This is a genomic window from Clostridium cuniculi, assembly GCF_004353185.1.
Taxonomy (GTDB): Bacteria; Bacillota; Clostridia; order Clostridiales; family Clostridiaceae; genus Clostridium; species Clostridium cuniculi.
This window is the reverse complement of the sequence record NZ_SMUS01000012.1, coordinates 34789-61115: the sequence shown is the minus strand read 5'-3', so window position 1 is coordinate 61115 and position 26327 is coordinate 34789. Positions and strand designations below refer to the sequence as shown.

The 26327-nt window shown below is 28.3% G+C and carries 24 protein-coding genes, 1 pseudogene and 1 riboswitch; of the genes and pseudogenes, 21 read left to right on the top strand and 4 right to left on the bottom strand.

All coding sequences use genetic code 11. The annotated features are described in order from the left end of the window. Window positions 1–67: 67 nt before the first annotated feature. Complete coding sequence (locus EJJ37_RS08050; RefSeq protein ID WP_133015088.1) at window positions 68–580, bottom strand: L,D-transpeptidase; 513 nt, start codon at window positions 578–580, stop codon at window positions 68–70. Between the two features lie 253 nt (window positions 581–833). Between EJJ37_RS08050 and EJJ37_RS08045 the strand changes: the two genes are divergently transcribed. The 3 genes from EJJ37_RS08045 (at window position 834) to yidA (ending at window position 2450) form a co-directional block, all read left to right on the top strand. Continuing rightward, a complete protein-coding gene (locus EJJ37_RS08045; RefSeq protein WP_133015087.1) occupies window positions 834–1115 on the top strand; it encodes an ATP cone domain-containing protein in 282 nt (93 codons plus the stop codon). Window positions 1116–1211: 96 nt separating this feature from the next. Next, on the top strand, window positions 1212–1481 hold the full coding sequence (locus EJJ37_RS08040) for an ATP cone domain-containing protein (RefSeq protein ID WP_133015086.1): 270 nt from the start codon (window positions 1212–1214) through the stop codon (window positions 1479–1481). Between the two features lie 162 nt (window positions 1482–1643). Next, window positions 1644–2450, top strand: a complete 807-nt coding sequence (gene yidA, locus EJJ37_RS08035; protein WP_133015085.1) for a sugar-phosphatase — start codon at window positions 1644–1646, stop codon at window positions 2448–2450. Between the two features lie 58 nt (window positions 2451–2508). Here the strand turns inward: yidA and ade are convergent, their stop codons facing one another. Next, window positions 2509–4248 (bottom strand): adenine deaminase, encoded by a 1740-nt coding sequence (gene ade / locus EJJ37_RS08030; RefSeq protein ID WP_133015084.1) that lies wholly within the window; start codon window positions 4246–4248, stop codon window positions 2509–2511. Window positions 4249–4283: 35 nt separating this feature from the next. Next, window positions 4284–4385: riboswitch (purine riboswitch) on the bottom strand. A gap of 127 nt (window positions 4386–4512) precedes the next feature. On the opposite strand from ade, the gene metA reads away from it, so the two are divergent. The 11 genes and pseudogenes from metA to EJJ37_RS07970 all read left to right on the top strand — a co-directional run bounded on the left by metA (window position 4513) and on the right by EJJ37_RS07970 (window position 18330). Next, window positions 4513–5427 carry a homoserine O-acetyltransferase MetA gene (metA, locus tag EJJ37_RS08025; protein WP_133015083.1) on the top strand — a complete coding sequence of 305 codons (915 nt, stop codon included), beginning with the start codon at window positions 4513–4515 and terminating at the stop codon, window positions 5425–5427. A gap of 595 nt (window positions 5428–6022) precedes the next feature. Next, window positions 6023–6895: an anaerobic ribonucleoside-triphosphate reductase gene (nrdD, locus tag EJJ37_RS08020; protein ID WP_332841508.1), complete on the top strand. Its 873-nt coding sequence runs from the start codon at window positions 6023–6025 to the stop codon at window positions 6893–6895. A 97-nt stretch (window positions 6896–6992) separates the two neighbouring features. After that, on the top strand, window positions 6993–7724 hold the full coding sequence (locus EJJ37_RS08015; RefSeq protein ID WP_133015082.1) for a GIY-YIG nuclease family protein: 732 nt from the start codon (window positions 6993–6995) through the stop codon (window positions 7722–7724). Between the two features lie 189 nt (window positions 7725–7913). Next, window positions 7914–9128 (top strand): annotated as a pseudogene (gene nrdD, locus EJJ37_RS08010) (anaerobic ribonucleoside-triphosphate reductase); the annotation flags it as partial. A 512-nt stretch (window positions 9129–9640) separates the two neighbouring features. Continuing rightward, window positions 9641–10138, top strand: coding sequence for an anaerobic ribonucleoside-triphosphate reductase activating protein (gene nrdG, locus EJJ37_RS08000; RefSeq protein WP_133015081.1), 498 nt, complete (start codon window positions 9641–9643; stop codon window positions 10136–10138). A 171-nt stretch (window positions 10139–10309) separates the two neighbouring features. Next, a complete protein-coding gene (locus EJJ37_RS07995; protein ID WP_133015080.1) occupies window positions 10310–11077 on the top strand; it encodes a hypothetical protein in 768 nt (255 codons plus the stop codon). A gap of 339 nt (window positions 11078–11416) precedes the next feature. Beyond that, on the top strand, window positions 11417–11698 hold the full coding sequence (locus EJJ37_RS07990) for a hypothetical protein (RefSeq protein WP_133015079.1): 282 nt from the start codon (window positions 11417–11419) through the stop codon (window positions 11696–11698). A 354-nt stretch (window positions 11699–12052) separates the two neighbouring features. Beyond that, window positions 12053–13951 (top strand): FAD-dependent oxidoreductase, encoded by a 1899-nt coding sequence (locus EJJ37_RS07985; protein ID WP_133015078.1) that lies wholly within the window; start codon window positions 12053–12055, stop codon window positions 13949–13951. A 156-nt stretch (window positions 13952–14107) separates the two neighbouring features. Beyond that, window positions 14108–15073 carry a polyprenyl synthetase family protein gene (locus tag EJJ37_RS07980; protein WP_133015077.1) on the top strand — a complete coding sequence of 322 codons (966 nt, stop codon included), beginning with the start codon at window positions 14108–14110 and terminating at the stop codon, window positions 15071–15073. Between the two features lie 43 nt (window positions 15074–15116). Beyond that, complete coding sequence (locus EJJ37_RS07975) at window positions 15117–17042, top strand: peptidase U32 family protein (RefSeq protein ID WP_133015076.1); 1926 nt, start codon at window positions 15117–15119, stop codon at window positions 17040–17042. 13 nt (window positions 17043–17055) lie between these two features. Beyond that, the gene (locus tag EJJ37_RS07970; protein ID WP_133015075.1) at window positions 17056–18330 is read left to right on the top strand and encodes an aspartate aminotransferase family protein; all 1275 of its coding nucleotides are present in this window, start codon (window positions 17056–17058) and stop codon (window positions 18328–18330) included. A 39-nt stretch (window positions 18331–18369) separates the two neighbouring features. Here EJJ37_RS07970 and EJJ37_RS07965 read toward each other — a convergent pair whose 3' ends face one another. After that, entirely contained in the window at window positions 18370–18750 is a 381-nt protein-coding gene (locus EJJ37_RS07965; protein ID WP_133015074.1) for a proteasome assembly chaperone 4 family protein, read from the bottom strand. Window positions 18751–18884: 134 nt separating this feature from the next. Here EJJ37_RS07965 and EJJ37_RS07960 point away from each other — a divergent pair, with 134 nt between their 5' ends. The 6 genes from EJJ37_RS07960 to EJJ37_RS07935 are packed head-to-tail and all read left to right on the top strand — an operon-like array spanning window position 18885 to window position 24630. Beyond that, the gene (locus EJJ37_RS07960; protein WP_133015073.1) at window positions 18885–20729 is read left to right on the top strand and encodes a menaquinone biosynthesis decarboxylase; all 1845 of its coding nucleotides are present in this window, start codon (window positions 18885–18887) and stop codon (window positions 20727–20729) included. Continuing rightward, entirely contained in the window at window positions 20713–21576 is an 864-nt protein-coding gene (locus EJJ37_RS07955; RefSeq protein WP_133015072.1) for a UbiA-like polyprenyltransferase, read from the top strand. The genes EJJ37_RS07960 and EJJ37_RS07955 overlap by 17 nt, the downstream gene beginning before the upstream one ends. A 12-nt stretch (window positions 21577–21588) precedes the next feature. Beyond that, window positions 21589–22179, top strand: coding sequence for a UbiX family flavin prenyltransferase (locus EJJ37_RS07950; protein ID WP_133015071.1), 591 nt, complete (start codon window positions 21589–21591; stop codon window positions 22177–22179). Beyond that, on the top strand, window positions 22169–23116 hold the full coding sequence (locus tag EJJ37_RS07945; protein ID WP_133015070.1) for an ABC transporter substrate-binding protein: 948 nt from the start codon (window positions 22169–22171) through the stop codon (window positions 23114–23116). Before EJJ37_RS07950 ends, EJJ37_RS07945 begins: the two co-directional genes overlap by 11 nt. Window positions 23117–23131: 15 nt before the next feature. After that, window positions 23132–23887: an ABC transporter ATP-binding protein gene (locus EJJ37_RS07940; protein ID WP_133015069.1), complete on the top strand. Its 756-nt coding sequence runs from the start codon at window positions 23132–23134 to the stop codon at window positions 23885–23887. Further along, a complete protein-coding gene (locus EJJ37_RS07935) occupies window positions 23884–24630 on the top strand; it encodes an ABC transporter permease (protein ID WP_133015068.1) in 747 nt (248 codons plus the stop codon). The genes EJJ37_RS07940 and EJJ37_RS07935 overlap by 4 nt, the downstream gene beginning before the upstream one ends. A gap of 56 nt (window positions 24631–24686) precedes the next feature. Here EJJ37_RS07935 and EJJ37_RS07930 read toward each other — a convergent pair whose 3' ends face one another. Continuing rightward, complete coding sequence (locus EJJ37_RS07930; protein ID WP_133015067.1) at window positions 24687–25727, bottom strand: FAD:protein FMN transferase; 1041 nt, start codon at window positions 25725–25727, stop codon at window positions 24687–24689. A gap of 212 nt (window positions 25728–25939) precedes the next feature. On the opposite strand from EJJ37_RS07930, the gene EJJ37_RS07925 reads away from it, so the two are divergent. Then, a complete protein-coding gene (locus EJJ37_RS07925) occupies window positions 25940–26326 on the top strand; it encodes a NusG domain II-containing protein (RefSeq protein ID WP_133015066.1) in 387 nt (128 codons plus the stop codon). Window position 26327 lies beyond the last annotated feature (1 nt).

Here is a 26327-nt window from a genome sequence, read left to right as displayed (position 1 = left end):
GACTTAATGGAGGTTATATCATTAATTTTCGGCATCACGGCATTAATGCTTTAGTTCGCAATATTTTTCAAGTTATATATATAGTTGTTCCGGATGGAACGTTGTAATAAATCCATTTTGCATGCTTAGTAGCAAGTCTTACACAACCGTCTGTTAATTGCATACCTAAACGAGAATCCCTTATGGAGCCATCTAGATTATAGGGGATTGAATGAAATAAATAATTATCTTTTATTTGGGTGTAATATAAGCATCTAAATCCACGTGCTTCACCAAAGGAATAACCTTTAGGTCCTGCATAAAAAGTGCCTTTTATTGTAGGGGAGCTAGGTCTTCCTACAGTGCAAAGAAAGCTATTCTCTAATACCCAATAATGTGTACTTCCTTTAAAGATATTAGTTTTGAAGTTTTTTGTATCTACCCATATAAAGTATTTAGTTTTACTAGAAAAATCGCTTTTATTTATTTTTTCTAAAGCATCATTAGTATAAGAATTTGAATTTTTTAAGGTGTCAGATATAAGTGTTAAGTTTTGACGTGATGAATGATATAAGTTTCTAAATTTAGATATAAACTTCATAAAATTTAACTCCAAAAAAGTTTTATAGTATATTTTACGATTATAAAAAATAAATGTTAAATGTGATATCATTTATTTAATATAAGATTGCTTGTTAAATGTATAATAAAAAAATATACATATATATATCATTTAGTAAAGATAGGATACGACAAACATATAATAAATTAATAGAATTTATTATGAATAAATCATGAAATCGTTTAAAAATATTCTGTAATAGTGTATAATTTTCTTATATGGGGGTGTATTTATGCAAGTAATAAAAAAGGATGGTAGATTACAAAGTTTAGATGTTATTAAAATAAGAAGTAGCATATTAGGTGCATCTATTGATAGTGATACAATTATAAATGAAGCAGATTTAAAGGTGTTAAGTTCTAGAGTACTAAAAGTATTACAAGGTATAAGAGGAGATGACGGGATTGCATCAACTTATGAAATTTTTGCAATAATTATAGAAACTCTCAATAAGGATGGATTTAATGATATAGCAATGTCGTATTTAGGTTATAAGAGCAATAATGATAGATAAAAATAGGTTGTAGCTTAATAATAGTAATTTTTTAATTATTATTATGAGTTACAACCTATTTTTTTGATAATAATAGTATAAGGAGGTGTTAATACAATGAAAGTAGTAAAAAAAGATGGAAGATTACAGGAGTTAGACCAAGGTAAAATTGAAGTAAGTATATTAAATGCAACTAGAGATCAAAAGGCCTTATTAAATGAATCTGATGCAAAGATAATAGCAGAAGATGTGGTAAGTTGCATTAAGGAGTTTAGAGGAGAAGAGTATAATACATCAAGTTATGAGATTACAGGAGTAGTTATAAGTATATTAGATAGAGATGGATTTGATGATGTAATTAGCTCTTATGTTGGATATGATAAGTAATAGAATTAATTTTAGATATAAGAAGTTATATTGGGAATATAGTATTTTCGATAAGTAAAATCAATACTAGCTATAAAATTTATAAATAATATTATGCCGCTATCAGTAAATTATATGTTATAATGAAACAGAATGTTATTATAAGGAATGGTGGAGGAGTTTATGTATAAATTAATAGCAATTGATATGGATGGAACACTTCTTAAAGAAGATAAAACAGTTTCAGAAAGAACGAAGAATGCTATAAAAGCAGCAAAAGAAAAAGGTGTTCAAGTTGTAATTGCAACTGGTAGACCAATAGATGGAGTAACAAGATATCTAGAAGAATTAGATATGTATGATGAAAATGATTGTGTTTTAACTTATAATGGTGGACTAGTTTTAAAAACTAAAAGTAGAGAAGTTATTTCTAAAATAGCATTAACAGGTGCTGATCTACATTATTTACATAATTTAAGTAACGAGTTAGGTGTAAATATTCATGCATTTTCAGATGTACATGGATTAATAACTCCTAAAAATAGCAAATATACAGAAGTTGAAGCAAACATAAATGGTATAGAAATAAATATAAACGATTATTCAGATATTGAAGATGACCACTCTATAATTAAGGTTATGATGATTGATGAACCAGAGATATTACAAAAGGCAGTAGATAACTTACCACAAGAGGTTTATGATAAATATACTGTTGTTAGAAGTACACCATACTTTTTGGAGTTCTTAAATAAAGCTGTAAATAAAGGAACTGGTGTTGAATTATTAGCAAAGCACTTAGGAGTAAAGCAAGAAGAGATAATGACTTTTGGAGATGCTGGAAATGACCTTGATATGATAGTGTATGCTGGTATGGGTGTTGCAATGGCAAATGGATTTGAGGAAGTAAAAGAAGTTGCAAATTATATTACTGATTCAAATGAAAATGATGGAGTTGCAAAAGCTATAGAAAAGTTTGTACTTAAATAATAGAATAAAATTATTCTTAATAAAATAAAGTCTGCTTATAGCAGACTTTATTTTATTATTATTCACACACATCTATGAAATTAAAGTTTTTAACATCAAATAATCCTTTATCTGTAATTTTGATATCTGGTATTACTGGTAATGATAAAAATGATAAAGTTAAAAATGGATTAAAAGTAATATCAGGGGCTATGATTTTTAAAGCATCATGTAATTTATCTAAATCAGAAATAACATCATCAGAATTTCTAGCTGTTATTATTCCACCTATTTCTAAGGATACAGAAGCTAAAACTGTACCATCTTTAACGATAATTATTCCACCATTTATCTTTTTTAACTCTTCAACAGCAAATAGCATATCAGCATCATTAGTACCACAAACAATTAAATTATGAGAATCATGTGCTATAGTCGTAGCAATAGCTCCAGATTTCAAATTCAATCCTTTTAAAACACCAACACCAACATTTCCTTTATTTTTATGACGTTCTATAACTGCAATTTTTAATAAGTTATCAGTTGTTGTCAAACTAATAAACTCATCATCAAAATTTAATTTAGATATATCAAGTTTTAAATGGTTACTTTCTAATTTATTTGGTATTAGTTCTATAACATTTAGTATTGACTTATTTTTCACATCTATTTTAAGAGTATTTTTTGTAAGAGTAGGTAATTTAATAGAATTTGATAAAGATGGATATACATTAGAATATTTTATATCATTTATAAGTATATTATTAGATACTACTAATTTACCATTTTTATAAACAGAATTAATTTTAAATTCCTCAAGGCTATCAAGAATAAGAAAATCAGCAACATATGAAGGGGCTATAGCACCTTTATTTTTTAGGTCATAGCATTCAGCTGCATTTAATGTAGCCATTTGAATTGCAATTTCAGGAGCAAGTCCACCTTTAATACACATTTTAATAGAAGTATCTATACTACCATTATGAGCTAAGTCATCAATATGCTTATCATCTGTACATAAGCAAAGACGTCTACTATTAAATATAGAAGCGCCTTTAATTAGCTCATTTAAATTTTTAGCAACAGTACCTTCTCTCATTAAGACGTATATTCCACGTCTAACTCTATCAATTAATTGTTCATAAGTAGCACATTCATGATCAGTTTTTATATTAGCAGTAGAATAAACGTTAATAGAATGAGAGTTTAATCCAGCACCATGACCATCTATAATTGAGTTATTAGAAATTGCGTCATAAAGTTTATTTATCATATCATCATTGCAGTTTGCAACTGAAGGATAATCCATAACTTCAGCTAGTCCTAAAACTTTAGAATTAGAGTAGAAGTCTTTTAAATCTGAACTAGTTAATACTGCACCTGAGTTTTCAAATGGTGTAGATGGCACACAGGATGGAAGCATAAAATAAAAATCAAAAGGTATGTTTTGTGCAGAATCAATCATAAATTTAATTCCAGCTTGTCCTAAAACATTAGCTATTTCATGAGGATCTGCAATTAATGAAGTTACCCCATGCAATAGAGCTGTTTTATAATACTCATTTGGAGTAAGCATAGAAGATTCTATATGAGCATGAGAATCAATTAGTCCTGGGCATATAAACTTTCCAGTACCATTAACTTCTATATTACCTGAATAATCTCCAAGACCAACGATGAATCCATTTTTTATAGCAACATCGCAAATAAATGAAGAGCATTGAAATACATCAACGACAGAAATGTTTTTAATAACTAAATCACAAGAGATTTCTTTATTAGCTGCTTTAATATTATCGATAAAAATCTTTTTATTCATTTAATTAATCCACCTTTATAAAAATAATACATTAACCTTCGTGGATTTTACTTCATAGTTATATCATTTACGGTGATATAGTAGAGACGCCTAAACCATATTTTTAGGCTTATACGAAGGTTATTTTTATCATTATATGATTATTTATTTTTAGTGTCAAAGAGAAATTGTGGAAATTAAAAACCTACAAAGATTAATATTGTTAATAAATATTCTAAAATTGGAAAAAATATGATTTAATATTGATGTAAGGAGGGGGAGGCTATGCCAATAAAAATTCCAAAAGATTTACCTGCATTTAAGGTTTTATCTGATGAAAATATATTTGTAATGAATAATGAAAGGGCAGTAAATCAAGATATAAGGCCACTTAAAATAGCTATATTAAACTTGATGCCTAAAAAAATTCAAACAGAAAACCAATTACTTAGATATTTATCAAATACACCGCTTCAAGTAGAAATTAAGCTTTTACAGACAGAGAGTTATAAGCCTAAGCATACATCACTTGAACATATGGAAAAGTTCTATAGTGGTTTTAATGATATAAAGGATGAGAGGTTCGATGGATTAGTAATAACGGGGGCGCCAGTGGAACAATTGGAATTTGAAGATGTTATGTATTGGAATGAGTTAAAGGAAATAATGGAGTGGAGCAAAAGTAATGTATACTCAACACTTCATATTTGTTGGGGAGCTCAAGCAGGGTTAAATTATCATTATGGGATTCCAAAATATCAATTAGAGAAAAAAATGTTTGGGGTATTTAAACATTTTATAAATGATAGAAATGCAGATCTTACAAGAGGGCTGGATGATGTTTTTTATGCGCCACATTCTAGGCATACTGAAGTAAGAAGAGAAGATATAGAAAAGGTTGAAGAGTTGGATATATTATCAGAATCTGAAGAGGCTGGAATATTTATTGTTGCTAATAAAAATAGAAGGCAGGTTTTTATATCAGGGCATTTAGAGTATGAAAGAAATACCCTTAGTGATGAGTATTTTAGAGATGTTAAGAAAGGGTTAAATATAGAGGTTCCTAAAAATTATTTTCCAAATGACAACCCTAGTTTAGAGCCAATGGTTACATGGAGAGGAAGTGCAAATGTAGTTTTTAGTAATTGGCTTAATTATTGTGTATATCAAAATACTCCATATAATTTAGAGCATTTATAAGAGCATATTAAATAAAGGTAGGTTTAATCTTACCTTTATTTTTTTGGTATAAAATAATTATGTGAATAAAAAAATAATTATTTTAGTGAAAGTTATATTTTTAAAAAGCATATATTATGTTAAATTTCAAGAGGTGTTTTTTAAAATTTAATGTAGTATAATGAAAAAAGTTGGAATGAAAAATTAGTAAAAAAACTAAAAAGGATAATATAGGAAATTGAGTGAAATATAAAGATAAATAAAGTGTTTGTAAGAAAAATACAGTAAATCTATTTAAAATACGACAGACTATATATTGTGTTTAAGAAGAAAAGGTAGTACAATATGTTGTGTATTTAAGGTTATTAGTATTAATACAAGCACTATTTTTTTATGTTAATTCTAAAAAAATGAATTACATGATATAAATTAAAATGAGTATTATTTTAAAGAAAAAGGTTAAAAAAAGATATATTTGAAAGTTTATTTAATATAATCGACCATATAGTATTATGAAAATAAATATCGATTAGTGTATAATTAGCCTTTAAATTAATAACTTATTTTATTGGTAGTGAGTATTTAAAATATACTGAAGTTTAGGGAGTGGTATTAATTGAAAGTAATTAAAAGGGATGGAAGTACAGTAGAGTTCGACAAGAATAAAATAAGAGAAGCTATAACTAAGTCGATGAAAAATGGTAGTGGAATACTTTTAGCTGATATTGCAAGATTAATAGCAAATGACGCTGAAAAGTATTTTAGTAAACAAGATGAAGTAGCAACTATTTATAAAATAGAAAGTTATGTGTACGATAGATTAGTTCACTACGGACAAGCTGAAACTGCAAGAGCTTATGAAGGTTACAGAGCTGTACAAGAGTTTAAGAGAAATACTAATACTACTGATGATAGCATATTAGAGTTACTAAGCAAAAAGAATGAAGATGTAATGAAGGAAAATTCAAATAAGAATCCTGTAGTATCTGCAACACAAAGAGATTTAATTGCAGGGGAAGTATCTAAGGATATTGCAAGAAGAAAACTTATTCCTGCGCACATAGTTCAAGCTCATGATGAAGGGGCAATTCACTGGCATGATATGGATTATACTATATCTCCAATGTTTAACTGTTGTTTAATAAACTTAGAAGATATGTTTACTAATGGGACTGTAATTAATGAAAAATTAGTTGAAGAGCCTAAGAGTTTTGGAACAGCATGTACAGTAGCAACACAAATAATTGCTCAAGTTTCATCTAATCAATATGGTGGTCAAAGTATTACTATTAAGCATTTAGCTAAATATCTTAAGGTAACAGAAGATAAAGCATATAAGCACTATATGGAAATGCTTAATGATGAAGAACTTGCTACTAAGTTAGCTAAAGACATTAAGATGAAAGAACTTAAAGATGGAGTTCAAACTATAAGATATCAATTATCTACGTTGCAAACAACAAATGGTCAATTAGGCTGTCTATGTTAGAAATATCATAGAGTATAAGGCGGTGAACCTATAAATGTAGGGTGTGCTATGTATATACATAGTGCTATCGGTGAAAGCTAAGTCTTGGGTGATAAGAATGATTATTTATAAGGCAACTAATATTATCAATAATAAAGTATACATTGGACAGACAATACATCCATTAAGTGTGAGAAAAAGTCAACATGAGAGAAGTCATGAATATGGTTATAAAACTGCTTTTTCAAATGCAATAAGGAAATATGGAAAAGAGAACTTTAAATGGGAAGTTATCTACGAAGCAGACGCGATAGAAGAGTTAAATGAAAAAGAATCTTATTATATAGAATATTATAAGTCACTTGTTACTGAAAATGGATATAATCTAAAAGGTGGCGGAGGCAATAATTTTTTAACACAAGAAGTTAAAAATAAGATTGGAGAGGCTCAATTAGGTGAAAAAAATCATATGTTTGGGAAAACAGGAAAATTAAATCCGACTTCTAAAAAAGTAATTAATATTACTACCAATATGATATTTGGAAGTGCAAGTGAGGCAGCAAGATATGATAAAGCTAATTTTTCGCATGTATGTGCTGTTTGTAGAGGTCTTAGAGGATCAACTAAAGGAAATGTATACAGATATTTAGATGAAGATAATAGAATAATAGAGCCAGAAAATGCAGCATCTGTTAAGGCAAAGAAAGTTAAAAATATTGATACTGGAGAGATATTTGAAAATGCAATTATTGCAGAGTTTCACTATCAAGGATATAAGAGTGGAAATCTTTCAAAAGCCTGCACAGGTAAAAATAAAACTTTTGCTGGATTTAGATGGCAATATATATAAATCCAAGATATGTTAATACCGAGCCAAGTTTGAGAAGCAATTCTCTTAAAGGTGTAACGACTAGCTTATACAATCCTTATGGGATTATGAAAAGCGTACTGTATAGGTGAAACTCCTATATGGGAAGTGCCGTCCACCCTAACGAAATAAGACGAGGGTGAAGAGATAGTCTGTAGTATGTGAAAACATACTGGGAGCACGCAAGCTCCATTTAGTACAATTTACTTAGAGATAGAAGAAGGTCACCCATATGAAGAAGAAATGGCAATGATCTGTGAGGAAATGATAAGACAAAGACTTGAAGGAATGAAAAACTATAAAGGTCAAGAAATTGGAGAAGCATTCCCTAAGTTAATTTATGTTCTTGATGAGCATAATTGTCTTGAAGGTGGAAAATATGATTATATAACTAAGCTTGCAGCTAAATGTACAGCTAAGAGATTAGTACCTGATTATCAAAGTGCAAAGATAATGAGAGAAAATTATGAAGGTGAAACATTCCCACCAATGGGTTGTCGTTCACACCTATCTAACTGGAAAGATGAGAATGGAAACTATAAGTGGTATGGAAGATTTAACCAAGGAGTTGTTAGCTTAAATTTACCACAAATAGCTATAATAGCTGATAAAGATATGGAAATGTTCTGGGAAATGCTAGATCAAAGATTAGAACTTTGTAAAGATGCATTATTAACTAGACATAAAATGTTACTTGGAGTAACTTCAGATTCAAGTCCAATACATTGGCAACATGGAGCTATAGCAAGACTTAAGAAAGGTGAAAAAATAGATAAGTTATTGAAAAACGGATACTCTACTCTTTCACTTGGATATGTAGGTATAGCAGAAATGGTTCAAGCAATGTTAGGTGTGAGTCATACTTCAGAAGAGGGAGAAAAATTTGCTCTAGAAGTTATGAGACATATGGATGAGAAATGTAAAGAATGGAAAGAAGAAACAGGTCTTGGATTTGGACTTTATGGAACTCCAGCAGAAAGTTTAATATACAGATTCTGTAGAATAGATAAAGCAAGATTTGGAGAAATACCAAATGTAACTGATAGATTATATTATACTAATTCATATCATGTTCATGTTTGTGAAGAGATAGATGCATTTAGTAAATTAAAATTTGAATCACAATTCCATTCAATAAGTAGTGGAGGATGTATTTCTTATATAGAAGTACCAGATATGAATAAAAATCTTGAAGCTGTTGAAGATATAATTAACTTTATTTATCATAATATTCAATATGCAGAAATCAATACTAAATCCGATCTTTGTTTCAAGTGTGGATTTAATGGTGAAATGCAATTAGATAAGGAAAGCTTAACTTGGCACTGTCCATCATGTGGAAATGATGATGAAAGTGAATTACAAGTTATGAGAAGAACTTGTGGGTTAACTATATAGGCTCACGTAAAATTATCGAAACTGCGGGAAAATCCTTAGAGCTTAATACTACCAATCTATTTAAGAAATTAAATAGTGGCTAAGAGTAATTGCTTAGGTATGGTAAAAAGGTATTTTGATTGGACAATCCGCAACCAAGCTCCTAAGTCGATAGATATGGATAAGGCTCAACGACTATAATGGTAATGCATATATTAGTTATGTAAAGGGATAGTCTACTCCGACCTTTAATTAGGTGTTAAAGTATTGGGAAACCAACGGTATTATGGATATAGGAAGTTCATATTGGAATAAAGGAAGAACTGCTGAAATTGGAGATAGGGTTCTTCATTTATAAAAAATGAGAGGGAATCCTCTCATTTTTTGCATAATAATTAGTATATTCGTCAATACTTAATGCGGTGATTATAATGGAGAAGTATTATGTATATGAATGGATAAGATTAGATATTTATTATATAGATTAGTAAATCTTATTAATGAAATGGGAGGTATTTATCATGAAATATGCTAAGATTAGAAAGTTAGATGTAACAAATGGTCCTGGAGTGCGTACAACACTTTTTGTAAGTGGATGTACACATAACTGTGAAGGATGTTTTAATAAAGAGCAACAAGATTTTAATTATGGAAATGAATTTACCAAAGAAACAGAAGATGAATTCATTGAGTTAACTAAAAGTAGACAAATAAAAGGTGTAAATATATTAGGTGGAGAACCTATGCAGCAAATAATGGATGATACATTATTAAATCTTTTAAGAAGAATAAAAACAGAAACTAATAAACCTATATGGCTATGGTCAGGATATAAATTTGAAGAAATAATATCTAATCCTAAAAGATTAGAGTTATTAAAGGAAGTAGAAGTTCTAATAGATGGCAAATTTCAACTTGATAAAAGAGATATAATGCTTAAGTATAGAGGATCAGCTAACCAAAGAGTTATAGATGTAAAAAAATCATTACAGCAAGGTAGCGTAGTTGAAATATTATAAAAAATAATTAATAAAATTAGTCACAATAACAGCAAATAATAAAAATATTTTATGCTGGTATTGTGATTTTTTTTATAAATATCTAGAAATATTTATAAAATATATTAAAAAAGATAAAAATTAATTATACTAATAATATGGTCACTTTTATAAAGAAAGGAGTTAGGAGATATGAGAAAACTAAAAAAGTATATACTAGTTCTATTTTTAATTATGAGTATGATATTCCTATTAATTGGATGTGGTGAAGCAAAAATAAGTACTGATACTTCTATTAATATAGATGGCACTAGCAATACTAAGATAAAAATATATTATGATGATACTATAAATAAGTTAGTAGATAATGATTTACTATCAAAAGTTATTACTGAGGTTAAGAATAAAATTCCAGATAAAATACATTTTGGAGAAATAATTAAATCAAAGGAAGGAAGCTTAAATACAGAAGAGGTTGATATATCAACTGATAAAGTTAAACTTAATGAAGTATCTAATTTAAGTAGTGATTATTTTAGTATAATTGAAGTTGAAGATAAAGGAATTTTTAAAAATGAATATAAAGTAACATTTAAACTAAAGGATAGTGCAATAGATATTATTAGTGACTATATAAATAATAATATAAATAATAACCTAGGATTAGATTTAGGAACATTGATAAATAAAAATATAGCTAACTTAATAGGTGATATTCCAGTAAACTTATCAATATCTATGCCTGTTAAAATAGTAGATACGAATTCTAAGGAGATAGTTAGTGATAAGACTGTAAAGTATTCATATACTATAAATGATTTAAATGAAAATAATAGTATAATGATAGGATTTAATGTTCCTAATATATCTAATATAGTGATTGTACTAGTAGTAATTATTCTAATAATAGTTATATCTATTATTTATTATGTAAAAAGAAGAAAAAATAAAAATAATTAATTTTTATGCTATATTAATTATATTGAGTAATTAAGAAGTTATTTATAAGAAGTATAAATGACTTCTTTTTATATTAATTTAGTTAGGCATTTTAAAGAAAAGTTATACATAAATAATTAGAAAAGTGAATATAGTATAATATCTTAGTGTAATAAAATTTAATTTATATTGAGAAAGAATATTACATAGTTAATTTTAGAATAATGATAGTAAAAAGAACATTACTTTATTAGGTCTATTTAAATCATTATATTTATTAAAATAGAATAAGTAAAAAGTTAAATATTTTAATTAATATAAATATTGTAAATTCATAATAAGGTATAGGAGGGGATTATTGTGAAAGAATTAGAAGAGATAATTAGGTATGGTTCTTTAAAAAAGGGGAAAATTTATAGAAGAGATTTACTTGAGGAATATGTAGAAACTTATAGATGTATGTTAATAGAATGTGGAGCTAAGAGAGGGATTTTATCAACTGAACATACAGATAATTTTTTAATTAAAGATATTATAGAAAATGCAAGTGGAAATTTTTTTGTTGGAAAAACTGTAGTAACTAATAAATTTTTTGGGCAAGTTATAATAATTGAAAAAGTAGATGGTATACACAGGATTTAAAACGTTTACAATGATAAATTTAAACATATCTAATCAAAAAAAGATTAAGGAATTGCTTCACCTTAATCTTTTTTTTATAATTATTTGAAATAAATTCATTATAAGGGTTAATCTTATATTTAATGTAACATAAGAATTATTAATAGCAAAATGAAGGAAAGGAGTATTGGAAAATAGCTATTATCAGTACAATTAGCGCCTTAAGATATACTTTAAGTTTTAAAAGTTATATTATTCTGAAAATTGATAGTTAAAAATTTCACTATGGACATTATAAATAAATGAATATAAAATGTTATAGGAATTGTAATGACTAAAGTTTATTTTATAAAATCAGAAGGGAAGGAAAAACAAATGTCTAAAAAGATAGTTATTTTAGGGGCTGGATACGCAGGTGTACATGCAGCTAAGAAATTAGCAAAAAAGTACAAGAAAAATAATGATGTAGAAATAACATTAATAGATAAGAACCCGTTCCATACACTAATGACAGAATTACATGAAGTTGCAGGTGGAAGAGTTCCAGAGGAGTCTGTTAAGATTGAGTTAAGCAAGATATTCCACAGAACTAAAGTTAATGTTGTTGTAGACTACATAGAAAATGTTGATACAGATAAAAAGGTAGTAACAACTAAAGATGGTAGCTTTGATTACGATTACTTAATAGTAGGAACTGGTAGTGAGCCAGCATTCTTTGGAGTTCCAGGAGTTAAAGAAAATGGATTTACCTTATGGTCTTTAGAAGATGCTTTAAAAATAAGAGAGCACATTAAATCAAGATTTAAAGCTGCATCTTATGAAAAGAATGATGCTAAGAGAAAAGAAATGCTTACTTTCGTAGTAGCAGGATCAGGATTTACTGGTATAGAAATGGCTGGTGAATTATTAGAATGGAAAACTAAATTAGCTCATGATTATAGAGTAGATGAAAGCGAAGTAAGACTTCTAGTTGTTGAAGCTATGTCTACAATATTAAATATGCTTGACAGAAAGCAAGCTGATAAGGCTGAAAAATATATGGTTAAGCATGGTGTTGAAGTACTTAAGGATTCACCAATAGTTGAAGTATCATCAAATGGTATTACGTTAAAAAATGGACAAACAATACCAACACAAACTTTAATATGGACTTGTGGTGTTCAAGCTAATCAAGAAGCTAAAGAATACGGATTAAAAACAGCTAGAGCTGGAAGATTAGAAGCTAATAAGTACATGGAAGCTATAGGTAAGAAAGATGTATATGTTGTAGGAGATATAGCTTACTATGAAGAAGAAGCTGGTAAACCTAACCCACAAATAGTTGAAGCTGCTGAGCAAACTGCAGTTACAGCTGTTAAAAATATAATAGCTTCAATTGAGAATTCAGATAAGAAAACTGAATTTAAATCAAATTATCATGGATTCATGGTATCAATTGGTGGTAGATATGGTGTTGCTAACTTAATGGGAGTTAAGCTTTCAGGATTTATAGCAATGGTTATGAAACATTTAGTAAATATGTACTATTTATTTGGAGTTAATGATGTAAATGCAGTATATTGCTATTTACAACATGAATTCTTTGGAATGAAAGATAGAAGATCTATAATGAGAGGTCATTTATCATCTAAAGGAAATAGACTTTGGTTAGTACCTTTAAGAGTGTTTATAGGATGCTTATGGTTAATTGAAGGGCTTAAGAAGTTCTTTGGTGAATCTTTATGGGAAGCTAATATTAAAGCTATTTCAAACTTTGATTTTGATAAAGTAAAAATAGCAATTGGTTCAGATAGCTGGTTAAAGGCTGGAAACATAAATATGCCTTTCTCTTGGTTACAAGATGCTACAGCAGGAGCATCAGAAGCAGCGGATACTGCTGTTGAATATGCAACACCAATTTTACAAAAAATGCCTAAGTTCTATGAATCTATAATGCAAGTAATGATTCCAACTCCAGAAATGGCAACATTATTCCAAACAATGGTTGTAATTATGGAAATAGGAATGGGACTAGCTTTAATTGTTGGTTTATTTACTTTCTTAGCAAGTGCAGCATCTGCATTTATGGTTTGTAACTTTGTATTATCTGCAATGGCTGGATGGGATATATTATGGTATTTCTTCGGTTCAATAGCTTTAATGTCAGGTGCAGGTAGAACATTCGGTTTAGACTATTATGTAATGCCTTGGATACATAAGATAGCTAAAGAGTTCTGGATAGGTAAGAGAACACCTATATATATAGAACATGGTACAGAAAAAGTAGCAAAATAATATATATAATAGTTAAAATTAATATTGAGCCAGGCTTTTATAAAGTCTGGCCCAAACTATTATATATTTTTTTTATAGTTAAAAATAAATATATAGAAAAAATCAAAAGATAAAAGTAATAATTATTATTTTAAAGGTGATTATGAGGTTGATAGAATGCATAAATTGTGGAGTAAGTACCCAGAAGTTAATAAAGAGCTTAAAGAAGTTAAACAAATAATAGAAAAAAATGCTAAGTGTAGAGATAAGGTTGTAGAAGGATCTATATTAGAATTACTTAATTCTGGTGGAAAGATGCTTAGACCTGCCTTTGTAATATTATCATCAAAGTTTGGAAATTATGAAGAAAAAAAAGCCAGAGCTTTAGCCTCTGTAGTTGAGATGTTTCATATGGCAACATTAGTTCATGATGATATAATAGATGAAGCAACATTAAGAAGAGGGAAAGAAACAGTACAATCTAAATATGGAAAGAATTATGCTGTCTATATAGGAGATTATCTTTTCTGTGTCTGCTTTAAAGTATTAGCAGGTGTAGGGTCATTAGATAGTGTACAAATAGATACTATGACAATGTCAAGAATATGTATGAGTGAAATAGATCAGCTAAATTCTAGATTCGATAAAAATGTATCAGTTAAAAAGTATTTAAAAAGAGCATCTGGAAAAACAGCTGAGTTATTTTCATTAAGCTTATTTTTAGGGGCATCTGAAAGTGGATGTTCTAGAAAATTATCTAGAGCTTTTTGGGAGATAGGGCATAATATTGGAATGGCATTTCAAATAATAGATGATATATTAGATTATACTGGTAGTGATGAAAGTATAGGTAAAAATTCAGCTAATGATTTAAAACAAGGAATATATACTTTACCTTTAATCATAGCTCTTGAAAATAAGCCAAGTGAATTAGTTAATATATTAGAAAAAAGTGATTATACAGAAGATGATGTAGTAGAAATAATAAAGTTAGTAAACAAATATGATGGTGTAAATAAAGCAAGAGAAATTGCTAAAAAATATACAAATAAAGCATATAAACAAATAAAGGCTTTACCAGAAAATGAGTACAGAGAAATTTTATTAGAAATAACAAAAGGTTTATTAGATAGAATTTATTAATTTATGGATATTATGCCTTTAGATAATATATAAGGAGGGCAATATGAGTAGATTTTTTAATGGGCAAGAAGTTGAGTTATTAGCTCCAGTAGGTAATTTTGATATATTTAAGAAGGTAATACATAGTGGTGCAGATGCTGTTTATTTAGGTGGAAAAATATTTAATATGCGTATGCACAGAAAAGATTTTAATTTCACAAATGAAGAGTTAGAAGAGGCTATAGACATAGCACATTCATTAGGTAAGAAAATATACATAACAGTTAATAATTTATTAAGTTCAGATGATTTAAAGCAAGCTGAAGAATATTTAAGATATTTAGAGAAGATAGGTCCAGATGCTCTAATAATACAAGATATGAGTGTTATTAAAGTAATTAGAGAGTTAGGATTAAAACTTAATATTCACTCATCAGTAATGATGAATGTACATAATTTTGAAACTATTAAAGTATTAGAAAAATTAGGAGTAACAAGAGTAGTTGCTTCTAGGGACATAGATTTAAAAACTATAAAACAATTTTCTGTAAGAACAAATATGGAATTTGAATATTTTGTTCATGGAGATATGTGTGTAGCTCACGGAGCTCAATGTATGTATAGTGGAATGTTATTTGGGAAAAGTGGAAGCAGAGGTTTATGTATGAAGCCTTGTAGATGGGGATATAAAATTAATAAAGAAGGTCAAGAATACAATACTACTTTCCCACTAGCTGTCAAAGATATGTATATGTATGAAAATATTCCAGAATTAATTGAAGCAGGTGTAGTTTCATTTAAAATTGAAGGTAGAATGAGAGATGCAGAGTATTTAGTAGATTTAATTAACTATTACAGCGATGCAATTGATAGATATATAGATGATCCGATTTTATATAATAGAAGAAAACATGCAAAAGAATTATTTGAAAATAGAAAAAGAGATTTTTCAACAGCATATGCTTTTGGAAATCCAGGTTTATCAAATATAAATGAGAGATATGAAGGTACAGGAAAATTCTATAGTACAGGAAAAGTATTTAGTAAACCAGTAGATGAATTTGATATAAATAATGATAGAGTAACTGAAATTAAGGAATTATTAAAAGTTGAAAGTAAAATAGATAATAAGCCAGAAATATCAGTTAAAGTAAATAATTATGAAGCAGCGCTAATTGCAATTGAAGAAGGAGTAGAAAGAATATATCTTTCAGGAGAGGTATTTGAACCAAATCTTCCTTTTAGTAAAGAAGAGATAATTAGCATTACAAGCAAAAAGAAGCAATCTAAAATATACTTAGGGCTTCCAAGAATGATGTATGAAGATGATTTTTCTAAATATAATCATTTATTAAGAAATAATAATTTAGGTATAGATGGATTATTAGTTACAAACTTAGGAGCAATAAATAAGTTTAAAGATTTAGGATTAGAATTAATAGGTGATTATTCATTAAACATATATAATGCAATTTCAGCAGATTTTTATAAGAGTCAAGGATTAAGTATAGGTGCATTATCATGTGAATCACCAGTTAATAATACTAAAGAAGCATTATTAAAATCAGTATTACCATTAGAAATAATTGTACATGGTTCACCGGTAGTTATGTATATGAGCCATGATTTATATGAAAATACAAAAGTTAAAGAGCCAGTTAAAGAAGCTAATAGAAAATATAATGATAAAAATGTTTTATTACTTATAGATGATAAAGGAAATGAACATCCTATTTACAGAGATAATAACGGAAATAATCATATGTTATTATCAAAAGAATTATGCTATATGCCAATTTTAAAAGAATTAAGTAATCTAGGTGCATCAATTTTTAGAATAGAAGGATGTCATTATGAAAATGAAACATTAAGAAAAGTAATAATAGCATATAAGGAAGCTATTGAAAATTTAGAGCAATGTAATTATATTTTTGATAGCTTAAAATATGACTGTTTAGGATTTACTTTAGGAGCAATGCAATTTAACTAAGGAGGCTATAAATATGATAGGTGCAAATAAGATAATAGAAAAAAAGAGAGAATATTTATTTCCTTCATCTTGGGGAAATCACTTTTACAAAAATCCTCCAGAAATAGTTAAGGGAGATATGCAATATTTATATGATAGTGATGGAAAAGAATATGTAGATTTCTTCGCTGGAGTATCTGTAATGAATTGTGGACATTGTAATAAAGAAATATTAGATGTAACAATTAAGCAAATGCAAACTCTTCAACATACTACTATTATATATTTAACTGAACAAATGGTAAATTTAGCAGAAAGAATGTCTAAAATTTTACCAGGAGATTTAAAAAGAGTATTTTTCTATTGTACTGGATCAGAAGCAAATGAAGGAGCAATGTTATTAGCTAGATTATATACGGGAAAAAATGAGTTTATTGCTCTTAATAATGGATTACATGGTAGAACATATTTAACAATGAGTGCAACTGGAATTCCTATGTGGAGAGCTGATCCAGACTTATCTCAAGCAATACATTTTGCAAAAAATACTTGGGATTGTAATGGTGATATAGAAACAGCAGCAAGAGAATCATTAAAAGATATTGAGAAAATTATTAATGATAGAGGTGCTAATAATATTGCAGCCTTAATAGCTGAACCAATACAAGGTAATGGTGGTATAATAACTCCTCCGCTATGGTACTTCAAAGAATTAAAAAATCTTTTAGAAAAGAATGAGATATTATTAATAATTGATGAAGTTCAAACAGGATTTGCAAGAACAGGTAAAATGTTTGCTATAGAAAATTATGATATTGTACCTGATATTATGACTGTAGCAAAAGCATTAGGAAATGGAATGCCTATATCAGCGTTTTGTACTAATGATAAAATATCAGAAAAGTTTACTAAACCATCAGCATCTACATTAGGTGGAAATCCGGTTTCATCAGCAACGGCAATGGCAGTTTTAGATTATATTGAAAAATATAATTTATGTGAAAACTCTAAAAAGCTAGGTGATATTTTAAAGAGTGAATTAGAGAAATTAAAATCTAAATATCCTTTAATAAAAGATGTAAGAGGAATTGGATTAATGTTAGGAGCCGAGTTGGTTAAAGAAAACGGCGAGCAAGCTTCAGAGGAAACTGATATTATATTAGAAAAAATGAAAGATAAAGGATTTATAATAGGTAAAAATGGAATTGGAAGAAATGTATTAGCCTTCCAACCACCTTTAGTAATAAATGAGCAAAATATTAAAGATATGATAAATGCATTAGATGAAGTATTAAGTGAACTTAAATAAAAGAAATAAGCTGTTACTAGTTGTAGCAGCTGTATTTTCTTAAATTTTATAGCTTTTTATATTAATAGATAATTTAGTAATTAAGTTATCTATAATATTATTTAATATATTGATTTCATCAAAAGTAATATTTTTTATATGTATACCACAAGATACAACCACAGTTGTATTAAGTTGCTTTGCTAATAATTTTGCAGATTTATTTACTATTTCATCTTCTTTATGACCAGGTACTGTTATTAATGATGAAGATGAGGTTAATTTATTTATATCGTGAGGTAAAGCTACAGGAATACCAACTGCAACGGCACCTATATGTGGAATATCACCACCATATATAGTTATATTCCAATCATTACCTATATTAATAGCTTTACAATTAATCTCATGATTTTTAAATTTTTCTGATATATGTAACATATAAATCTCCTTTAATATTATGTTTTCTAATAATTATAATATTAAAGACAATAAAAATACATATGTAAACTAAATATTTAAAGATAAAATAAATTATCAGATTAATATATTATGATTTAACTAAGGAGGAAAATATGCCTTTTAAAGATATACAAGCCTTTATGAAGGTGCTAGAAAGTAAAGGACAATTAAAGCGTATAACAGCTGAAGTTGATTCAGATTTAGAGATAACAGAAATAACTGATAGAATCTCTAAAGAAGTTGGACCGGCATTGTTATTTGAAAATGTTAAAGGCTCTAAATATCCTGTATTAATTAATGCTATGGGAAGTTACGAACGTATGAGTTTAGCCCTTGGTGTAGATAAATTAGAAGAAGTTGAAGAAGATATAGCTAATTTAATTAATATGCAAAATTATATAAAAATACCTAAGTTAATTAAGTCTATACCAAGTTTGACAAGATTATTAGCGGTATTACCATGGAGACTTCCTATAAAAGGTGCTTGTCAGGAAGTAATAGAGCATGATCCGGATTTATCTACTATACCAGTTTTAAAATGTTGGCCAGATGATGGAGGAAAGTTTATTACATTACCATTAGTAATGACTAAAGACCCAGATACAGGGGTACAAAATACTGGTATGTATCGTATGCAAATATATGATAAGAATACTACAGGAATGCATTGGCATTGGCATAAAGATGGAAGAGAGATATATGATAAGTATCGTAAATTAGGTGGTAAGATGCCAGTTTCAGTGGCTATAGGCTGTGATCCTGCAATTACATTTTCAGCCATTGCACCATTACCTAAAATGATTGATGAAATGATGTTTGCTGGATATTTAAGAAAATGGCCAGTAAAAATGGTTAAGTCAATAACTAATGATATATATGTTCCAGCTGATGCAGAGTTTGTACTAGAGGGATATGTAGATGTAAATGAACCTTTGAGATTAGAAGGACCATTTGGAGATCATACAGGGTATTATTCTTTAGCTGATATGTATCCAGTATTTCATGTAACATGTATAACTCATAAAAAGAATGCAGTTTATCCAACGACTATAGTAGGTAGACCGCCTATGGAAGATTGTTATATGAGTAAGGCTACAGAGCGTGCATTTTTACCATTATTAAAAATGATTTATCCTGAGATAGTGGATTACTCATTACCATTTGAAGGAGTATTTCATAACTGTGTAATAGTTTCTATTAAGAAGAGATTCCCAGGTCACGGGAAGAAGGTTATGAACTCACTATGGGGAATGGGTCAAATGATGTATGCAAAAATGATAATAGTAGTAGATGAGACAATTAATCCTCATGATATAAAGGCTGTTACAAAACAGGTCTTTGAATCAATAGATATGGAGAAGGATTTAGTGTTTTCAGAAGGACCACTAGATGCTTTAGATCATGCATCAGCAAATGATCATTATGGATATAGATTAGGAATAGATGCTACTAAGAAATTTAAAGCTGAAGGTAATGATATTAGATGGAATTGCCAAGTTAAAAGCTCATTAGAGTTAGATAAGTATCTAGAAAGTCATGAAAAAATAACTAGTTTTAATTATCCTATAAGTGGAGCTATGCAAGGAGCATTAATTGTATCAATAAATAAAAGTGAGCCAAATGACGCCAAAAAGTTAATTAAAGAGCTATGGAACCATGAAGATATGAAATATAATAAGTTCTTAATCGTCGTGGATAAAGATGTTGATGCAAATGATATTTCAACAGTAGCTTGGAAAGTATTTAATAACATAGATGCTAAAAGAGATTTGTTAATTGAAGAAGTTAATTTTGATAATGAGGATTGTTTTGGTCATCGTTTAGGAATTGATGCAACGAAGAAGTTCAAAGAAGAAGGACATAATAGAGAATGGCCTGATGATATAGTTATGTCTGAAGATATAAAGAAAAAGGTAACTAAGAGATGGAGTGAATACGGATTTGAGAAAAATATTTAAAAAGATAAATGATTATGGAGTATTAGTAATGTTTTCTCACACTATATTTTCATTATCATTTGCTTTAATATCAATGTTATTGGCTGGAGAAGGTAAATTAAAGCCTATGGTTATATTTTGGATATTAGTTGCTTTTATGGGAGCAAGAACTGGAGCTAATGCTTTAAATAGAGTAATTGATGCTGAAATTGATGCAAGAAATCCTAGAACAGCAACTAGGCAATTACCACAAGGTTTAATGAATAAGAAAGAAATATTAATATTTGTTGCTATATGTTTTGGAATTATGGTTTTTGCTGCATGGAAACTAAATACTATTTGCTTAATATTATCTCCAATAGCCTTATTTTTAATGATTATATATTCTTATACGAAAAGATTTACTTGGATGTGTCATTTAGTATTAGGTGTAACTTCAGCAGCGGCACCGGTAGGAGCTTGGCTTGCGGTTACAGGGAAAGTATCATTAATTCCTTTAGTTATGGGAGCGGCTAACACATTGTGGGTAGCTGGCTTTGATATAATTTATGGAGCTCAAGACTATGATTTTGATACTAAGAACGGAATACATTCAATTCCAGCTAGATTTGGAGTTGAAAATGCGTTAAAAATATCATCTGTGTTTCATATATTAGCAGTAATATTTTTATTTATTGTAGGAGTATTATCACCTGAGTTAGGAATTATATACTATATAGGTTTAAGTATTAATATAGTTTTATTTATAATACAACATAAAATGATTAGTGCAGATAATTTAAAAAATGTTAAGATAGCATCTTATAGTATAAACCAAGTAATAAGCATAGTATTCTTACTAAGTGGATTAATTGATTGTTTAATTTAGGAGAGTAGTATTATGAAAAAAATAGTAGTTGGAATTACTGGAGCAAGTGGAAGTATTTACGCTAAAAGACTTATAGAAGTTTTAGTAAGTAAGGGAATACAAACTAATATAATTGCTACGGATAAAGGTAAACAGGTCTTTAATTATGAACTTTCTTTAGATTTAAAAAAGTGGGTTGAAAAACTTAAAAATACATATAGTAATGTAAAACTTGAAGATAATAATAATTTATTTTCAGGAGTAGCTAGTGGGTCGCATGGATTTGATGCTGTTATTATAGTTCCATGTTCTATGGGAACATTGGCGGAGGTAAGTCATGGATTATCTAAAAATTTATTATGTAGAGCTGCAGATGTAGCTTTAAAGGAAGGAAGAAAATTAGTAATAGTTCCAAGAGAAACTCCATTTAATGCAATACATTTAGAAAATATGTATAAATTATCAAGAATAGGTGCGACTATTATACCTGCTATGCCAGGATTTTATAATCATCCACAAACAATTGATGATTTAGTTAATTTCATGGTAGGAAAAATACTAAATTATCTTAATATAGATAATAATTTATTTAACAAATGGGAGGATACAGAGTATGAAACTTAAGAAAATAATTGCGCTAGCTATGACAGCTGTTATGACAGCATCTATGGTTGCATGCGGAAATAAAAAAGAAGAAGTACAAACAGAAAAAACAAAATTAACAGTAGGAGTAATGGGATCAATTGATGCAGTTCCATTAGTAATAGCTGAACAAAATGGATATTTTGAAGAAGAAGGAGTAGATTTAGATCTTCAAATATTTAAGGCAGCTAACGATAGAGATGCTGCACTTCAAGCTGGAGAATTAGATGGAGTACTATGTGATGAAACTGCTATTTCTATTTATCAAAATTCAGGTATAGATATGAAAATTACTGGAACTACAAATGGTTCATGGACATTAGTTGCAGGAAAAGACTCTGGAATAACTAGTTTAAGCGATTTAAAAGGCAAAAAAGTAGGTATATCAAAAAATACAATGATAGAATATTTAGCAGATGATATAGCGTTATCAAATGGACTAGAAGTATCTGATATAGAAAAAGTTGCAATACCAGCAATGCCAGCTAGACTTGAAGCTTTAAAAAATAATCAAATAGATGCTGCTATATTACCAGCACCTTTTAATGATACAGCAGTTGCAGATGGTGGTGTAGAAATTACTAAAATATATAATAAAGATATAATGATTTCAGTAACAGCATTCTTACAAGAAGTAATTGATAAAGATGCTAATGCTATTAAAGGGTTCTACAATGCTTATAATAAAGCTATAGAGTTCATAAACTCTAATGATATAAGTGAGTATGAAGATATAATAATATCAACTGTAGGATATTCAGAAGATATGAGAGGAAATATTGTATTACCTGAGTTTAAAACAAATTATTTACCAGCAGAAGAAAATGTTCAAAATGTATTAGATTGGTCTAAAGAAAAAGGATTATTAACTAAAGATATCACAGCTAAAGATGTAATGAGTGATGTAGGTATAAAATAGTTTAAGGAGATATATATGATACAGATAAAAAATTTATCTGTTTTCTATAAGTCTAAAAGAGAAAATATAAAAGCATTAAATAAAATAAATCTTAATGTACATAATAGCGATATATGTGCAATAATAGGGCCATCAGGCTGTGGAAAGTCTACCCTATTAAATGTACTATCGGGAATAATAACTGAGTATGAGGGTGAAGTTCTTTTAGATTCAAAGGGCTTAAGCCCTCATATTCATAAGATAGGATTGATTCCGCAAAATTTTGGACTTTTACCATGGAAAACAGTAGAGGAAAATTGTCTTTTATCTTTTAAAATAAAAAAGGAAAAAATAAATGATGATATTTTAATAAAAATGGATACTCTTATGAAAAAGTTAAATATATATCATTTGAAAAAAAGATATCCTAGTGAGTTAAGTGGTGGACAGAAGCAGCGTGTAGCTATTGTAAGAAGTTTTTTGATGAAGCCAGATATTTTGCTATTAGATGAGGCTTTTTCTGCCTTAGATGCAATTATTAAAGAAGAAGCTCAAGAATTATTTTTAAATATTTGGAGTGAAAATAAAATAAATACTTTTTTTGTTACACATAGTATTGATGAAGCAATATATATGGGGAAGAAAATAATTATAATGAGTAACACACCAGGTGAGATAATAGAAGTAATAGATAATCCTATGTTCAATAATAAGAAGTATAGAGAAGAAAAAAATTATTTAGAGTTGTATCTTCATATAAAGAATTTAATTAAAAAGGGGTGGGATAATTGACTGCCTTAAAGAAAACATGGAGTTTTATAAAGGGATTTATAATATTAAATATATTATGGTATATTTGTGCTATTGTTATGAACTCAAGAATTTTGCCTACTCCAGATAAGATATATTTACATTTGCCTGAGCTATTTAAAAATGGTTTTTATGTTCACATTGTAGCCAGTCTATACAGAATATTTATTGGATTATTATTAGCCTTTTTTATAGGAAGTATAATTGGATTAATAATGGGATATTCAGAAAAATTTAATAAGATATTAAATCCATTAGTATATTTTGCATATCCAATTCCTAAAACGGCATTATTGCCCGTAGTAATGACTTTGTATGGTCTTGGGGATGGTTCTAAAATAACAATTGTTGTTTTAATAACTGTATTCCAAGTTATAGTTTCAGTAAGAGATTCAGTTATAAATGTTGAAAAGGTGAATTATAATCCATTAATTAGTTTAGGGGCATCAAGAATTCAAAAATTTTATCATGTTACTTTGCCTGCCATATTACCAGAAGTTTTAACTAATATAAGATTATCTATAGGAACTGCATTTTCAGTATTATTTTTTGCAGAGGCTTATGGAACTAGTATGGGAATTGGATATTTTATTCAAGATGCATGGACAAGAATAAATTATATAGATATGTATTCTGGAATTGTAATATTAAGTATTTTAGGGTTAATATTATTTATAATTTTAGATTATATTGAAGCTGTTGTTTGTAAGTGGAAGAGAAATTAAATATAATAAAGAGCAAATAGTAAACCAACCTATTTGCTCTTTATTTTTGCTAAGTATTAATTTTCTAAAGTAAAATCTTCATTTTCTAGTGTAAAAGAATCTCTTATACCATTAGTAATATAAACCTTATTATCTTTAGTTATAAATATAGCATCAACATTAGGTAAGGTTTCAACAAACTTTAATCCTTCTTCTAATCCCTTTGCAAATACAGTAGTAGAAAGTGCATCGGCATCAATAGATTTATCAGTTATTATACTTACTCCAGCTATATTGTTTTCAAAAGGATATCCAGTATTTGGATTAAGTAAATGATGATATTTTACTCCATCTTTTTCAATGTATCTCTCATATATACCAGATGTAACTACAGTTTTATTTTTTACTTTTAAGACACCTATAATATCTCCTCTAGTACTAAAAGGATTTTGAATACCTATGTTCCAATCCTGTCCTGATGGTTTTATACCATGAGCATAAATATTTCCACCTAAATCGATTATAGCACTATTTACATTATTTTCTGTTAATATACGAGAGATTTCATCAGCAGCATATCCTTTTGCTATAGAACCTAAATCTATCATCATACCTTTATTTTTTAGAAATATAGTATGATTTTCCTCATTAAGTTCTAAAAGATTATAATCTATTAAAGGTAATACTGAATCGATTTCTTCCTGCGTAGGGACTTTTGCATCATCTAAGCCTATATTCCAAAGCTTAACTAATGGACCTATAGTTATATCAAAATCCCCATTAGAAAGTTTTGAATATTCAAGTCCTTTTTCTACTATTTCATATGTAGTAGATGTAACTTCAACAGGAGAAATTCCAGCGAAATCATTTACTTTATCAAGTTCGGTTCCGGCTTCATTAATACTAACTAGTGATTCAATTTCAGCTACTCTATCAAAAGCTTTATCTAATATAGCTGAATCATTACTATCATATAGGGTTATTTTAACTACTGTTCCCATAAACAACTCTGTTCTTGAAAGCACTTCAGAAGTTGATGTTGTATTTTTGTTGCATCCTATCAGTGTAGTAACAAAAATTAGTAGTAGTGGAAAAAATAAATTTTTAATTTTTAACATATATACCTCCATAAAGAAATTATTAGTGAAAATAAGGTCTTTAAATATAGTATTATAATAATAAAAAAAATTAAAGAGAAAAAGAGAAAAAATGTTACAACAAAGCGAAAAAAACTGAAATATGTAGAAAAAAACCTCTCGAAAGTATATAATAATTCTTGGCTATGTATAAAAATATTTAATCTTATAATTAAGAATTTGGAGGTGAGTTCTTGTTTAAAAAGTTAGACATAGTAATAATAATAGCATTAATAATAATCTCATTTATTCCAGAGATAGTTTTTGGTACTGTTATGGGATATAAGTATGATATGACTTATGCAGAAATAACAGTAGGGGGAGAAGTTTATTCTAAGATTCCACTATCAGCTCATAAAGGAGAAGAGATTATTGATATAAACCTAGATGGACATGAAAATAAAATAGTTATAAAAGATGATACTATAAGAATGATAGATGCAGATTGCCCAGATTCTTTATGTATTTATCAAGGAAAAATAAGTAGAGTTGGACAATCGTTAGTTTGTTTACCTAATAAAGTTATGATAGAGATAAAAGGTAGTTTTGTAGATGACGACGATGTTATATTATCCCATTAGG